The organism is Pseudomonas weihenstephanensis (assembly GCF_001043055.1).
Lineage (GTDB): Bacteria > Pseudomonadota > Gammaproteobacteria > Pseudomonadales > Pseudomonadaceae > Aquipseudomonas > Aquipseudomonas weihenstephanensis.
In genome coordinates, this window is the sequence record NZ_JYLF01000015.1 from 1 (window position 1) to 12,773 (window position 12,773).

At 57.0% G+C, this 12,773-nt stretch carries 16 protein-coding genes; all 16 read left to right on the plus strand.

What is annotated here, in order from left to right:
* On the plus strand, positions 1 to 356 hold a 356-nt coding region (locus TU86_RS21835; protein ID WP_048366410.1), incomplete at its 5' end, for a phage major capsid protein.
* A 53-nt stretch (positions 357 to 409) separates the two neighbouring features.
* Positions 410 to 769: a hypothetical protein gene (locus tag TU86_RS21840; protein ID WP_048366411.1), complete on the plus strand. Its 360-nt coding sequence runs from the start codon at positions 410 to 412 to the stop codon at positions 767 to 769.
* Between the two features lies 1 nt (position 770).
* Entirely contained in the window at positions 771 to 1,112 is a 342-nt protein-coding gene (locus tag TU86_RS21845) for a head-tail connector protein (protein WP_048366412.1), read from the plus strand.
* On the plus strand, positions 1,112 to 1,435 hold the full coding sequence (locus TU86_RS21850; RefSeq protein ID WP_048366413.1) for a phage head closure protein: 324 nt from the start codon (positions 1,112 to 1,114) through the stop codon (positions 1,433 to 1,435). Before TU86_RS21845 ends, TU86_RS21850 begins: the two co-directional genes overlap by 1 nt.
* On the plus strand, positions 1,428 to 1,898 hold the full coding sequence (locus TU86_RS21855) for an HK97-gp10 family putative phage morphogenesis protein (RefSeq protein ID WP_048366414.1): 471 nt from the start codon (positions 1,428 to 1,430) through the stop codon (positions 1,896 to 1,898). The genes TU86_RS21850 and TU86_RS21855 overlap by 8 nt, the downstream gene beginning before the upstream one ends.
* 6 nt (positions 1,899 to 1,904) lie before the next feature.
* Positions 1,905 to 2,249 carry a gp17 family tail completion protein gene (locus TU86_RS21860; RefSeq protein ID WP_157395936.1) on the plus strand — a complete coding sequence of 115 codons (345 nt, stop codon included), beginning with the start codon at positions 1,905 to 1,907 and terminating at the stop codon, positions 2,247 to 2,249.
* Positions 2,250 to 2,260: 11 nt separating this feature from the next.
* On the plus strand, positions 2,261 to 2,728 hold the full coding sequence (locus TU86_RS21865) for a phage tail tube protein (RefSeq protein ID WP_048366416.1): 468 nt from the start codon (positions 2,261 to 2,263) through the stop codon (positions 2,726 to 2,728).
* On the plus strand, positions 2,728 to 3,198 hold the full coding sequence (locus TU86_RS21870; protein ID WP_048366417.1) for a phage tail assembly chaperone: 471 nt from the start codon (positions 2,728 to 2,730) through the stop codon (positions 3,196 to 3,198). The genes TU86_RS21865 and TU86_RS21870 overlap by 1 nt, the downstream gene beginning before the upstream one ends.
* 23 nt (positions 3,199 to 3,221) lie before the next feature.
* Positions 3,222 to 3,524, plus strand: a complete 303-nt coding sequence (locus tag TU86_RS21875) for a phage tail assembly protein T (protein ID WP_048366418.1) — start codon at positions 3,222 to 3,224, stop codon at positions 3,522 to 3,524.
* A gap of 70 nt (positions 3,525 to 3,594) precedes the next feature.
* On the plus strand, positions 3,595 to 4,008 hold the full coding sequence (locus TU86_RS21880) for a hypothetical protein (protein WP_048366419.1): 414 nt from the start codon (positions 3,595 to 3,597) through the stop codon (positions 4,006 to 4,008).
* 60 nt (positions 4,009 to 4,068) lie between these two features.
* On the plus strand, positions 4,069 to 7,422 hold the full coding sequence (locus TU86_RS22245; protein WP_053076083.1) for a tape measure protein: 3,354 nt from the start codon (positions 4,069 to 4,071) through the stop codon (positions 7,420 to 7,422).
* Positions 7,422 to 7,760 (plus strand): phage tail protein, encoded by a 339-nt coding sequence (locus tag TU86_RS21890; protein WP_048366420.1) that lies wholly within the window; start codon positions 7,422 to 7,424, stop codon positions 7,758 to 7,760. Before TU86_RS22245 ends, TU86_RS21890 begins: the two co-directional genes overlap by 1 nt.
* Positions 7,757 to 8,443 carry a phage minor tail protein L gene (locus tag TU86_RS21895; RefSeq protein ID WP_048366421.1) on the plus strand — a complete coding sequence of 229 codons (687 nt, stop codon included), beginning with the start codon at positions 7,757 to 7,759 and terminating at the stop codon, positions 8,441 to 8,443. The genes TU86_RS21890 and TU86_RS21895 overlap by 4 nt, the downstream gene beginning before the upstream one ends.
* A gap of 7 nt (positions 8,444 to 8,450) precedes the next feature.
* Entirely contained in the window at positions 8,451 to 9,203 is a 753-nt protein-coding gene (locus TU86_RS21900) for a C40 family peptidase (protein WP_048366422.1), read from the plus strand.
* Positions 9,203 to 9,799 carry a tail assembly protein gene (locus TU86_RS21905; protein ID WP_239658852.1) on the plus strand — a complete coding sequence of 199 codons (597 nt, stop codon included), beginning with the start codon at positions 9,203 to 9,205 and terminating at the stop codon, positions 9,797 to 9,799. The genes TU86_RS21900 and TU86_RS21905 overlap by 1 nt, the downstream gene beginning before the upstream one ends.
* 9 nt (positions 9,800 to 9,808) lie before the next feature.
* Positions 9,809 to 12,773: TipJ family phage tail tip protein (locus TU86_RS21910; protein ID WP_048366425.1), on the plus strand; the 2,965-nt coding region annotated here is incomplete at its 3' end.

Sequence of the window (12,773 nt, forward strand, 5' to 3'; positions counted from 1 at the left end):
CCGAGTTTCCGTCTACCGGCATCGTCCTTAACCCGATCGACTGGGCAGCCATCGAACTGCTCAAGGACAGCGAGAACCGCTACATCATTGGCAAACCGCAAGAAGGCACCTCGCCGCGCTTGTGGAACCTGCCAGTTGTCGAGACTCAGGCCATCCTGCAGGACCAGTTCCTGTGCGGCGCCTTCAATCTTGCAGCGCAAATCTTCGACCGCATGGGCATCGAAGTACTGATCTCCACCGAAAACGACAAGGACTTCGAAAACAACATGGTCACCATCCGCGCTGAAGAGCGACTGGCCTTCGCGGTATATCGCCCTGAAGCCTTCGTCACCGGCCCACTGACCAAAGCGCCTTAACCCGACCTCAGCAAGCGGCTCGACGGCCGCTTGCCTTTCACGGAGCAATGATCATGGCCCGTACATCCCCCGCACCCGCCACAGAAACCCCTGATACCGCAAAAGAATCACCCGTCGCTCCCGAGTCGGCAACGGCGCCAGATCTGGGCAAGCCTAAACCCTCAACCGGGAACGAATTACCGCAATCCCCTGTGCTGCCCCACTCACCTGCTGAGCCTGAACCAACTTCGGCGCCGCAAGCCAAGCAGGAACCGCTCGATCAAAGCGGCATGCTCACCCTCTATCCACTGCGCAGCTACCTGGATGGCAAAGACATCAAGCGTGCAGGCGGCGAGGGTTACCAATCGTCCAAACACGACGCCGCGCTACTGATCGCCAAAGGCCTCGCCACGCTGACTGATCCAAGAGGCTGACATGACCGTCATCGATATCGACGTGGCCATGCAGCACCTGCGTGCTGAATGTGAGGATAAGAGCTATGTGACCCTTGTCCTTGAAGCCGCCGAGGACAACGCTATGCAATTTCTAAATCGATTCTTTTATGCCGACACTGATTCTATGGCAGCCGCTGTGTTAGACGGCTCAGCGGGGGGAGCCCCGATGTTGATCAATCCTTCTGTGCGGGCTGCATGTTTGCTGATTGCGGGCATGCTTTACAACTCACGTGAAGACGCGGTGACTGGTACGACGGTGAGCGAGTTACCTCAGGGGTCTCGTTCTTTATTGATGCCGTATCGCGTCGGGCTAGGTGTTTGATGAGAGCGGGAGACTTGCGACACCGTTGCACGCTTCTCAGCTATGCCGAAATAAAAGATGAGCTGGGTCAGCCTTCTAAAGAATGGATCGACCTCGGCAAGCTTTGGGCAGAAATCAATATTCCTTCGGGCCGGATGTACATGGCTGCTTCGCAAATGCAGGCTCAGGTCAGTGCTGAAATCAATATTCGGTACCGAAAAGATGTGAGGGCAGGGCAGCGCCTGAGACACCACGCAACGCTTTACGAAATCATCGCGCCGCTGCCGAGCAATCAGCGGGACATGCTCAAGCTTATGTGCAAAACGGTGACCCTCAATGAGTAATGGCTCAGTCAATATCCTCGGATTAGGCGAGTTGCAAGCCGACTTTGAGCGCTTAACCCGAGCTACGGGCAACAAAGTTGTGCGTGATGCAGTTATGGCCGGTGCGCGCATCGCTCGCGATAAGGCCAGAGCAGCGGCCCCGGTACGCACCGGTAAGCTTAAGAAAAACATCACTGTCACCCGATTAAAGCAAGCTGACACCCCTGGAGGCGCAACAGCTGGCTTGCGCGTGAAGCGCCCGGCGGGGAAAACAGTACGCGCCATAAAAGGTCGAGGGAAAAAGAAACGCACCCGTAAAACGGATTACCAATCCCCTTATTACTGGCGCTTCATTGAGTTTGGCACTTCAAAAATGCCAGCCGCTCCTTTCATGCGCCCTTCATGGGACAGCAGCCTGCCGCAAATCGAAAAAGCCGTCACCGACAAGCTGGCCGAAGGCATCGACAGCGCCATTACCGGGTAACCCATGATGGAGAAATCACTTATCGACAGGCTCTCGCCTCTGGTCGAGGGGCGCGTTTACTTCGGCGTTGCCCCCGAGGGGGCTGCGTTGCCGCGCTTGATCCTGCAAGTGGTCAGTGAAGGCGCCGGTTTTACCCTGAACGGATGGGACGGTTCCAGCGGCCTGAGCATTCAGGTGGACGCCTGGGGGGTCAGCTATCTCAAAGCCCTGACTCTGGCCCGGCAAGCCTTTACCGCCATGACCCATGACGGTGACGACTTCACCACAGGCAGCGCGGACCGGCTGCCGGACGCCTTTGAAAGCGACACCAAACTCTACAGCGTGAGCTGGGAATACACCCTGCAACCTTGATAGGAGGCCACATGGCCGCTCAAACCCCCACCAAAGCAAAGTTTGTTAAAACGCAGGGCACGAAGCTTAAAGTTTCGAAGCTCACCACCATCAATCCAAAAGACCCCGACCTGGAGTGGGCAGACCTTTCCGTCACCATCAAACAGCCGCAGTTCCAAGGCGGCCAGTCTGACGAGATTGAAACCACCACCTTGGCCAGCGAAGCCAAGGAATTCACCACCGGCCTGGCCGATAACGGCACATTCAGCATGGCCGGCAACTGGAAGGCCGACGACGAGGCGCAAACTGTGCTGCGTACCGCTCGTGACGATGGCGAGCCCCGAGCTTTTCAAACGGTGTTCAAAGATGGCACCGCCTCGGACTTCTTGGGTTTGGTCACCCAGTTCACGTGGGATGCTGCACCCAACGGCACCGTAAACGGCACGTTCAACGTGCGAATCACGGGCTCCGTATCTTTTGACATGCCGGTGACGCCGTAATGGCCCGCGTTAAAGCCGCAGCGGGCGGCATCCGTGCCTTTGCACTCGATCCGTTACGCAACTTCAAGCATCAGACCATCGCAGTTGAAGAGTGGGGTGGCGCAGAGGTAACAGTCCGCGCCCTCAGCGCGGGCGATTGGGTTGAATACCGGCGCCGAGCTGCTGAGCTGGTGTCTGCCGCCCGTGTCGATGCAGGATTGAGCGCTCGCGCCGCAGAAGTGGCCGAGGGCGAAGACGCCTCGCCAGAGCCACAGGTAGAGATCAACCCCAATGAGCTGTATGCCTTTGTGTTGGTCCGCACCTTGTTCGATGAAGCCCAGCAACGCGTGTTCACTGACAATGACATTGATGAGGTGGTCGAGGCGTTTAGCCCAGTGCATGACCGCCTTTCAGCCAAGGCTTTTGAGCTGAGTGGCGTTGGCGTAACGGCTGATGACCCCGACCCGGTGGACGCAGCGGGAAACGACTGACGGAGGAACCAGCGCTGGCTTTCATGCTTGCGCTGGCCCTCCGCCTGGGCATGACCTTGCACGACCTGCGTGAACGCATGAGTGCCGAAGAATTATTGCTGTGGATGGCTTATGACAGACAGTCGCCGATTGGAGATATTCGCGGGGATATTCAGGCATCTATCGTTGCCGCATCGACGCTCCAGGCGCAGGGCGCCAAAGTAACAACTTCGGACCTGATGCCGAAATGGGCGCCTGAAAAAGTGCAGCCGGTGGATGAAGAGCAGGAAGCGGCAGAAGGGGAGGCCTCATTTATCGCCTACCTGAAAGGTATGAGCGCTGGTTGAAAACCCTTAGGGTTCGAGGTTGTCCGCTCGCGGTGGTAAAGTTGGATTTTGCATCTGGACGAACGGACTCATGAGATTTATTAACACAACATTATTATGTGTAGTCTTGATTGGTTTTTTCCCCAAAGTGTTTGCCTCTACACCTGAGAAAATAGTCCAATGCGATGGTTATACAGTGGTTAAAAATGGAGATGTAGCTGGTGATCAGGTTAATTTTTCTGGTGTTTTTAATATTGGCCAAGAAGCTGTATTGATGGTGCAGGGAGATACGCTGAGGTTTGCGAAATCTTATAAGATTGATCCCGAGTTGACGCTACCAGAAAGAACTGGATATGGATCGAATAAGGGTAACTTGTTTCTGCATTTGAATACCGGAAAGCTTGAGATATTTAATAGCCGATTCGAAGAGTATCCAGTGGGTACTGTTATTGAACATACAATAGCCACATGCAAGCCCTATATTGTAAATAACGTATTCAAGTGATTGTATTACTGATTGATTTTAAACCCGCTACGGCGGGTTTTTTAATTCCCGGAGAAAAGCATGGCAGGCCAAACCCTTCGCAAGCTGATTGTCAGCGTCTCTGCGGAAACCGGCGCGTATCAGCGTGAAATGGCCCGTGCAGGGCGTATGGGCCAAAGCTATTTTCGGACAATCATCAGTGGAAACCGTCAAGCTGCTGATGGGTGGCGCTCACAACAGGCAGCGATTAACGCACAAAACTCTGCTGTTTCATCGCTAACTCAATCGGTAAGCGGATATGCAACTGTAATGGTGGGGGCGCTTGCAGTTGGCAACCTTATTCGTCAAGCAGATGCGTGGAACTCTATCAATGCACGCTTGAAGCTGGCAACGTCGAGCACAGCCGAGTTCAAAGAAACACAACAAGCCCTGTTTGATATTAGTCAGCGGACCACCACGTCTTTTGCGGATAACGCTAACCTTTACACTCGTTCTTCTCGCTCATTGAAGGAGTATGGGTTTTCCACGCAAGAATCCATAAAATTTACAGAAGCTTTGGCTACCAGCTTTCAGCTTTCTGGCTCAAGCGCTGAAGAAGTCACTTCTGTAACTACACAGCTCAGCCAGGCACTGGCTAAAGGCGTTTTGCGCGGACAAGACTTTAACAGTGTGAGTCAGAGTGGTGGTCGGGCGATGATGGCCCTTGCTGATGGTTTGGGTGTCACCACCGGCGCACTTAAAGATATGGCCGATAAAGGCCTTTTAACGACTGACAAGCTTGTTCCAGCTATCGTAGGGCAACTTGCTAAACTCCGCGAGGAGTACAGCAAAATGCCGCCTACTATAAGCGGTTCGATGCAAGTTATGGATAATGCTTTTCAGGCATGGGTGGGTGGTGCAGACGGTGCGACAGGGAGCACAGTGCTGTTTTCAAAAGCCATCGTGTTTATGGCTGACAATATTGGGTTGTTGGCTTTAACGGGGGCAGCCGCCGCAATTGGTGCACTTACAGGTAAATCGTTGTTAGCTGCGCGTGGTGCGCTGGCTCATGCTGCATCACTGATAAAAGTCAGATCTGAATCTATCGGTGTAGCTCGGGCAACCTATGTCGTTGCTGATTCGCAAGTCATCTATGCCAAGGCTCAACTGGCAGCAGCTCAAGCTACCGTGGCAGCAGCTACGGGGATGAAACGCTTGAGCCTTGTGCAGACCGAGTTAGTTCCCAAGCAAATAGCGGCGACCGCTGCAATTAATGCTCAAACAATTGCTCAGAGCAACCTCAATAAAGCGATGGCACTCACTTCTGGTGGTGCATTGCTGGGTGTATTGGGAGGTCCGGCAGGGCTGGCAATAACTGCGGCGACAATCGCGGCCAGTTTTTTGCTCTTTAGCGACAGTGCCGACAAAGCGGGCGATGCCGCTGTTGATCTGAAGCGTCCGATTGAAGAGCTGCGCAAGGAGTGGGAAGCCCTTGGCAACGCGCAGCGCCGTCCGATTCTAGACAAACTGATCCAGGAGCAGGCCGAAGCAAAGACGCGCGCTGCGGATATTCTCAGGGACATGCAGGCCATCGCCGAACAAAGAACAGGTCGCGGCCCGCAAAGATTTCAGGCCGGTCAGTTTCAGCGAACTGCCGCATCCGTGAATTTTCGGCGCGGGATACAGGGCGGGGTCGATATCGATTCGGCCACACAGAATCTCGTCCAGAACATTAAGCCTACCGCCGACCTGACCAGCCAGCTACAGGATCTGGCGAGTAAGTACCAAACTAACATCGACAAGGTTTACATCTTCGGCACACAGATTTCATCGATGACCTCGGTCATGAACAGCGCCCAAGGTGCTGCCGAAGCTCTTGGCTCTGGGTTGAATGCCATCAAGCCGCCTGATGCTTCAGTCATTGATGCGTGGACGAAGCGCATCGATGCGCTCAAGGAAAAAGCCGAAAAGCTCAAAGACCCCACCGAGCTGGGCGAAATCAACCGTTTGGGTACCAAGCAAGGGCTGGCACAAACCCCGGAAGGGTTGGCGTTACTGTCTCAGGCTCAAGCGGCAGCCAAAGCAGCAGATGCCAGCGAGCTGGCCAAAAAGTCCCAAGAGGACGCTGCTCGCAAGGCAAAACAAGCGGCAGATGACTCCGCCCGCCAAGCCAAGCAACTGGAAGACAACTACAGCCGAACCCTGCGCACGCTCAACGAACAGGCCGATGTTCATGCCACCAAAACCGAGCTTGCCAAGATCGAGTTTGAGACCACCAAAGGCACGCTGAGCAAGCTGGATGCAGCAAAAAAGGTTGATTTGCAGCGTGCTGCAATTGCTGTCGACAACCTCAACACTCAGAAGTCTTACAAAGACCTGATGAGTGATGTGCAGCGTCAGGAAGACAGCTTGCTCGCCACCACGCGCAAGCGTTTTGCTGAGTTGGCCAAGCTGAATGCGCAGGGTGGTTTGACCTCGGATCAGTACCGCGCTGGTGCCGATGCAATCTCCAAGGCCTCTGTGGGCAAGAACACTTCGCCTACTTTCACTGGCTTGGATTCGTCTATCGGCGGGCCGGGCGGCGAACTGATCAAGGTGGCTGAGGCTGACAAGGAGTTGGCCAAGTGGCACGAAAAGGAGTTGCAGCGGCAAAAAGACCTGCACGACCAGAAGTTGATCAGCGAACAGCAGTACCTGGATCGCAAGGTCGAGATTAACGCGGAAAACAACAAGAAGCTGGAGTCGATTCAGAACGCCTACAAACTTGGCTCCATTGCCGTTTTTGCCGATCTGACCAGCAACGCTGCGGACATGATGAAGCAGATGGCTGGTGAAGGTTCAACAGCCTACAAGGTGCTGTTTCTGGCCAGTAAGGCGGCGGCAATTGCTCAGGCGATGGTCAGTACCGAAGTGGCGGCGGCCAAAGCTTTGGAGCTTGGGCCAATTATGGGCATTCCAGCGGCCGGGCTGATTCGCGGCTTGGGTTACGCGTCGGTCGGCATGATTGCCGCCACGGCAATCACAGGTTTCTCAGAAGGTGGCTACACCGGCGCAGGTGGCAAGTACGAGCCTAAAGGCGTAGTTCACGGCGGCGAGGTAGTGATTCGCAAAGAGGTTGTCGACCAGCCCGGCATGAAGGATTACCTGATCGGGCTGAACAAAAGTGGCAAGCCTGGCTATTCCAGCGGCGGCTTTGTCGGAAACTCAAGCCTGTCCTCAAACCTCAGCTCAGCGCCTGCCGCAGCCAGCGATCTACAGATGCAGCCGAAGATCAGCATCACCATAAATGCCGATGGCACGGCGAGTACTGAGGCTTCGGCAGGCTATGAAGAACGCGCAATGATCATTGCAAGGGCAGTGCTTGCGGCAGATGGGCCGAACATGATCCGCAGCGGGATCATGCGTGAGAAAGGCCAAAACGGCCTGCTTGACCCCAACAACCGGAGAAATAGCTGATGGCAGAGGTATTCACCTGGTCGCCACGGGTCGGGTCGTCGGGTGATGACCAGACCGACACGCTGGAGTCGAAGTTTGGCAACGGCTACAGCCAGCGCCTATCGGTTGGCATCAATAACGTCGCCGGTTCATACCCGGTTTCGTTCACGGGAAACGCGACCTACATCAAACCCATCAGGGACTTTTTCAAGCGGCATAAGGGTGCCAACCACTTCCTGTGGACGCCGCCCCTCGAACAGCGGGGCGCGTTCATCACCGAGGGTGGCTGGCAGCTCCAGACCCTGGGGAACAACAAGTTCACCCTCAGCACGACTTTCAGGCAGGTATTCAACCCATGATCACCCTGGACAGCCAAAAGCTGGAACCGGGCGCACTGATCCAGCTAATCGAACTGGATGGCGAAGCGCGCGGCATGGGCATTCTGCGGTTTCACGCGCACCAGCAGTCGACGCCGATTATCTGGAAGGGTGAAGCCTACCTGCCCAGACCCTACGAAACGGGCGGCTTTGGGCGCAGCGTGGAAGGCAACTCGTCAACCCCGATGCTCAAGATCAGTAACATCGACGGCACGATCACCGCGCCGTGTCGCCAGTTTCAGGGCATGAGCGGGGTCAAGCTCACGGTGCGGCAGACCTACGCTAAGTACCTTGATGCGGCGAACTTTCCCGAGGGCAACCCGGGGGCCAGCAGCATGGAAAAGCTTGATATCTCCTACATCAATCAGGTGACCAGTTTGCTGCGCGAGGAGGTGGTGTTCTCGCTGGCACCGCCCACTGCCGTGAAAGGGCAGAAACTCCCCGGTGGCCTGATCATGAACCGCTGCGAGTGGTGCCTCTGGGGCGAGTATCGCGGGCCGGACTGCAATTACACCGGCATCAAGATGTTCGACCTCGACGGCAACCCGGTGGATGACCCTGCGCTTGATCGGTGCGGCGGTCGCCCGAGTGATTGCGAGATACGGCACGGGCGCGGCAATCCGCTGCCATTCGGCGGGGTGCCAGGCGCTTCGCTGATTGGATAGGTAACCCATGAACAAAACGATGCTCAAACAGATTCAAGACCACGCGGCCGCTGAGTTTCCCAAAGAAAGTTGCGGTGTGGTAATCCGTGAGGCGGGCCGTCTGAAGTACGTGCCGTGCCGTAACGACGCCAAAACCCCAAGCGAACACTTCATCATCAACCCGGCCGACAAATGCGATGCCGAAGATCGCGGTGAAGTGACGATGATCATTCACAGCCACCCGGACGTACCGCCGTTGCCGAGCATGACCGATCGGGTCAGTTGCGAGCTGCACGAAAAACCCTGGGGCATTATCAGTTGGCCGTCGGGCGAGTACTTCGAGTTCAAGCCCTGCGGCTATCAGGCACCGCTGATTGGGCGCGAATTTGGCCACGGCCTGCTCGACTGCTACGCCCTGTGCCGGGACTATTACGAGCGCGAGCACGGCATTGAACTGCCGAACTATCCGCGCCGGGACGGTTGGTGGAATGACGGCGAAAGCCTCTACGAAAAGTACTACGAAGACGCCGGGTTTTACCCTGTGTCCGTACCGCGCAAGGGCGATATGATCGTTATGCAGATCAACGCTGACGCCCCCAACCACGCAGGCATTTACCTCGATGACGGCCTGCTGACCAGCGAGCCGGATGTTCACCCGGCCCCCGGCACCTTCCTGCATCACCGCTACAACAAAAAATCCACCCGCGATGTATACGGCGGCATGTGGGCCGACTACACCGTGCTGATTCTTCGCCACCAACGCATGCCGGAGGTTGCCTGATGGCCATGAAAACCATGATCCGCCCGCAACCGCTGGTGGTGCTGGTGATGTTGTATGGCGTGCTGGGTGCCCGGTTCGGGCGCGTGCATCACCTGGCCGTTGCCTCTGGCGCCGAGGCGATCCACGCCCTGTGCGTGAAAATCCCGGGCTTTAAGCGGTTCTTGCGGTTTTCCGAAGAGCGCGGCTTGAATTACGCCATTTTTCGCGGCATGAAAAACCTCAGCGAAAGCGAAATTGGAATGCGTCAGGACACGGTCGAACCCATCCGCATTGCGCCCATAGTGATCGGCAGCAAGGGTGGCGGCCTGTTCGCCACGATTGCAGGCCTCGCGCTGGTGGTCATTGGCGCCGTCACCCAGCAGTACTACCTGGCCGCGGCCGGTGTGGGCCTGATGATCGGCGGTATCGCCATGAGTATGTCGCCATCCCCGGCGGGTATTTTGGACAAGGAGGGCGACGGCAACCGGCCTTCTTATGCGTTCGGCGGCGCTGTCACCACCATGGCTCAAGGCCGATGCAAACCACTGCTTTACGGCGAGCGCGACATTGGCGGCGCCCTCATCTCGGCTGGCGTCTTCTCGGAAGATCAGCAGTAAGGAAAAACTATGGCCAAGTCTGCAACAGCGCCCGCTGCAAAGCGTCGGCGCCGGATTCCTGCTGCCCACGTTACGGGCGCGAAGGGTGGAGAATCCAAGCCCTACACCCCGTACAAGGCGCCCGATAGTGCGCTCTCGGTCGCCACGGTAAAGATGTTGTACGCTCTGAGCGAAGGGCCAATTGTCGGGCCGGTGGATGGCAAAAGGTCAATCAAGCTCAACGGCACGCCTTTGGTTTCGCCGGATGGCAGTGAAAACTTCCCCGGCACCGTGTGGGACTTTCGCGCAGGCACCGTGGATCAGGAACACATTGCAGGCTTCCCGTCCATCGAGAACGAAGCCTCTCAAGGTCTCCCGGTCGAATTGAAGTCAGACAACGCCTGGACGCGCGCCATTACCGACCAGCAGCTGTCGGCCGTGCGTATTCGCCTCTCATGGCCGCAGATTTGGGAGGTAAAAACCAACGGCGATCAGGTCGGCTATCGCATTGATTACGCCATTGACCTCTCTGTCGACGGCGGCAGCTATCAGACCGTGCTCTCAGCCACGCTAAACGATAAAGGCACCACTGAATACGAGCGCACGCATCGCATCGACCTGCCGGAAGGGTTCAACAGCGCGCTGGTGCGCGTGCGCAGGCTTACCCCCAATCGTAATGATTCGAATTGGGCGGACCTGATGCGAATTAAAGGCTTCACCGAAGTCATCGACAAAAAGCTGCGCTACCCGAACTTGGCATTGGGCGGTTTGCAATTTGATGCCAAGCAGTTCCAGGACACGCCGAAGTTCAGCGCCCTGATGCGCGGCCGCATCGTACAGGTGCCCACCAACTATGACCCGACAACCCGCACCTACACCGGCGACTGGAACGGCACGTTCAAGCTGGCCTACACCAACAACCCGGTGTGGGTCTGGCGTGACCTGCTTTTGCATCGCCGCTACGGGCTGGGGCGGCGCATCACCGCCGACATGGTCGATCACTGGACGTTGTACGAAATTGGCCGTTACTGCGATGTGATGGTGCCCGATGGCAAAGGCGGCTTACAGCCGCGCATGACCACCAACGTCTACATTCAGGACTCCATCGAGGGCTACGCACTGCTGTCTGACCTGGCCAGTGTGTTCCGGGGCAGCAGTTGCTGGAATGGCTCGCAAGTCACGATGGTGGCGGACATACCGGGCAACGAAGACGGCTACGTGTTCACCCGCTCCAACATCATTGGTGAATTTGAATACGTTGCAGCTGCACTGCCGGACCGTCACACACGCGCCAAGGTGGCTTGGGACAACCCGGAAAACGAGTTCAAAACGCAACCTGCACCGGTGACCAACGACGACTTAATCGGTGCACTTGGCCACCGCATGCTCGACATCTCGCGCTTTGGCTGCACGGTCGAGGGCGAAGCCATTCGCCACGGCATTTGGGCACTGAAATCTGAACAGTACGAAGAGTGGTCTGTCACGTTCACCACCGGTATGGAAGGCCGCAACATCGAGCCTGGCCAGATCATTTGCGTGGCGGATGAGATGTTCTCCGGGCGCCCAAACGGTGGGCGCATCAGCGCCGCGACCAAGCGGGTTATCACCTTGGACATCGATGCCGAAGTGCACCAAGAGGATCGACTGATTATCAACTTGCCCAGCGGTAAATCCGAGGGGCGGATCGTTAAATCGGTTTCAGGTCGCTTGGTCACCGTCATGGCGGATTATTCCGAGCAGCCAGAACCTGAGTGCAGTTGGTCCGTGGAAAGCGCTGACCTGGCTGTGATGCGTTTTCGGGTGCAGACCATCGAGCCGCAAGGGTTGCACCAGTTCAAGATCGCCGCGACCCAGCATGAGCCGCTGAAATACCCGGCCATTGACACAGGCGCCCGGATTGATCCGCAGCCGACTAGCATCATTCCCCCCGGCGTGATGGCGCCACCCAAGGGCATTACGCTGGAGTCTCGCAGCGTGGTGTCGCAAGGGATCGCCGTCACCAGCATGCGCATCACCTGGGAGTCCGTGCCGGGTGCCATTGCTTACAACGTCGAATGGCGCAAAGACAGCGGCAACTGGGTACGTCTGCCGCGCACTGGCAGTCTGGGCGCTGAGGTCGAAGGCATCTACAGCGGGCGCTACCTTGCGCGCGTCAGCTCAGTAAACGCCATGGACGTGGCCTCGATTTGGGGGGTAAGCCCGGAGGTGGTGCTCAACGGTAAAGTTGGACTACCACCGGCCGTCACGCACCTGACCACTGAAAGCTTGGTCTACGGCATCCGCCTCAACTGGGGTTTTCCACCGGGTGCAGAAGACACCCAGCGCACCGAGATTTGGCAGAACACGGCCAATGATCGGGAGTCTGCGACCAAGCTCGGCGATTACGCTTACCCGCAAGCGCGGCATGAGCTGCAAAACATCGTGCCCGGTACCAGCGTGTTTTTCTGGGCGCGGCTGGTGGATCGCACGGGCAATGTCGGGCCGTGGTTCCCGGAGAAGTACGGGGTTAATGGCCAGCCAAGTTCGGACCAAACGGAATACGAGAAGTACTTCGCGGGGCAAATCGGCACGGGCGCGCTTTACCCCGAGTTGAGAAAGGACATTGAACTCATCACCGGTGATGGCCCGGGTTCGGTCAAGGAGCTGGCAGGGCAGGTCAAGGAATTGGGTGACAAGGTCGAAGGCCTGGTCGACACCTTCATTTACGATCCAAAGCAGACCTACAAGGTCGGCGAAAACACCCGCGAAGGACGGCACATCTATCAAGCGCTTCAAGACGTGCCGCTCGATACACCGCCGCCCAACCCGGTCTATTGGAGGGACATCGGCGAGATCCTCGAAACCGCCAATGGCCTGGCCTTTCAGGTCAACCAGAACACCACCCACATCGATGATCTCGACGGCAAGGTCACGGCGTCAGCGTCATCGCTGGAAGCCTTGCGGGCAGCCGCGCGCGCCGACACAGGCGAGGGCGAGTTGGCCGACGCCCTCAAGA

Coding starts and splice junctions, on each gene's coding strand:
- TU86_RS21840 (WP_048366411.1), top strand. CDS start 410: ATGGCCCGTACATCCCCCGCACCCGCCACAGAAACCCCTGATACCGCA.
- TU86_RS21845 (WP_048366412.1), top strand. CDS start 771: ATGACCGTCATCGATATCGACGTGGCCATGCAGCACCTGCGTGCTGAA.
- TU86_RS21850 (WP_048366413.1), top strand. CDS start 1,112: ATGAGAGCGGGAGACTTGCGACACCGTTGCACGCTTCTCAGCTATGCC.
- TU86_RS21855 (WP_048366414.1), top strand. CDS start 1,428: ATGAGTAATGGCTCAGTCAATATCCTCGGATTAGGCGAGTTGCAAGCC.
- TU86_RS21860 (WP_157395936.1), top strand. CDS start 1,905: ATGGAGAAATCACTTATCGACAGGCTCTCGCCTCTGGTCGAGGGGCGC.
- TU86_RS21865 (WP_048366416.1), top strand. CDS start 2,261: ATGGCCGCTCAAACCCCCACCAAAGCAAAGTTTGTTAAAACGCAGGGC.
- TU86_RS21870 (WP_048366417.1), top strand. CDS start 2,728: ATGGCCCGCGTTAAAGCCGCAGCGGGCGGCATCCGTGCCTTTGCACTC.
- TU86_RS21875 (WP_048366418.1), top strand. CDS start 3,222: ATGCTTGCGCTGGCCCTCCGCCTGGGCATGACCTTGCACGACCTGCGT.
- TU86_RS21880 (WP_048366419.1), top strand. CDS start 3,595: ATGAGATTTATTAACACAACATTATTATGTGTAGTCTTGATTGGTTTT.
- TU86_RS22245 (WP_053076083.1), top strand. CDS start 4,069: ATGGCAGGCCAAACCCTTCGCAAGCTGATTGTCAGCGTCTCTGCGGAA.
- TU86_RS21890 (WP_048366420.1), top strand. CDS start 7,422: ATGGCAGAGGTATTCACCTGGTCGCCACGGGTCGGGTCGTCGGGTGAT.
- TU86_RS21895 (WP_048366421.1), top strand. CDS start 7,757: ATGATCACCCTGGACAGCCAAAAGCTGGAACCGGGCGCACTGATCCAG.
- TU86_RS21900 (WP_048366422.1), top strand. CDS start 8,451: ATGAACAAAACGATGCTCAAACAGATTCAAGACCACGCGGCCGCTGAG.
- TU86_RS21905 (WP_239658852.1), top strand. CDS start 9,203: ATGGCCATGAAAACCATGATCCGCCCGCAACCGCTGGTGGTGCTGGTG.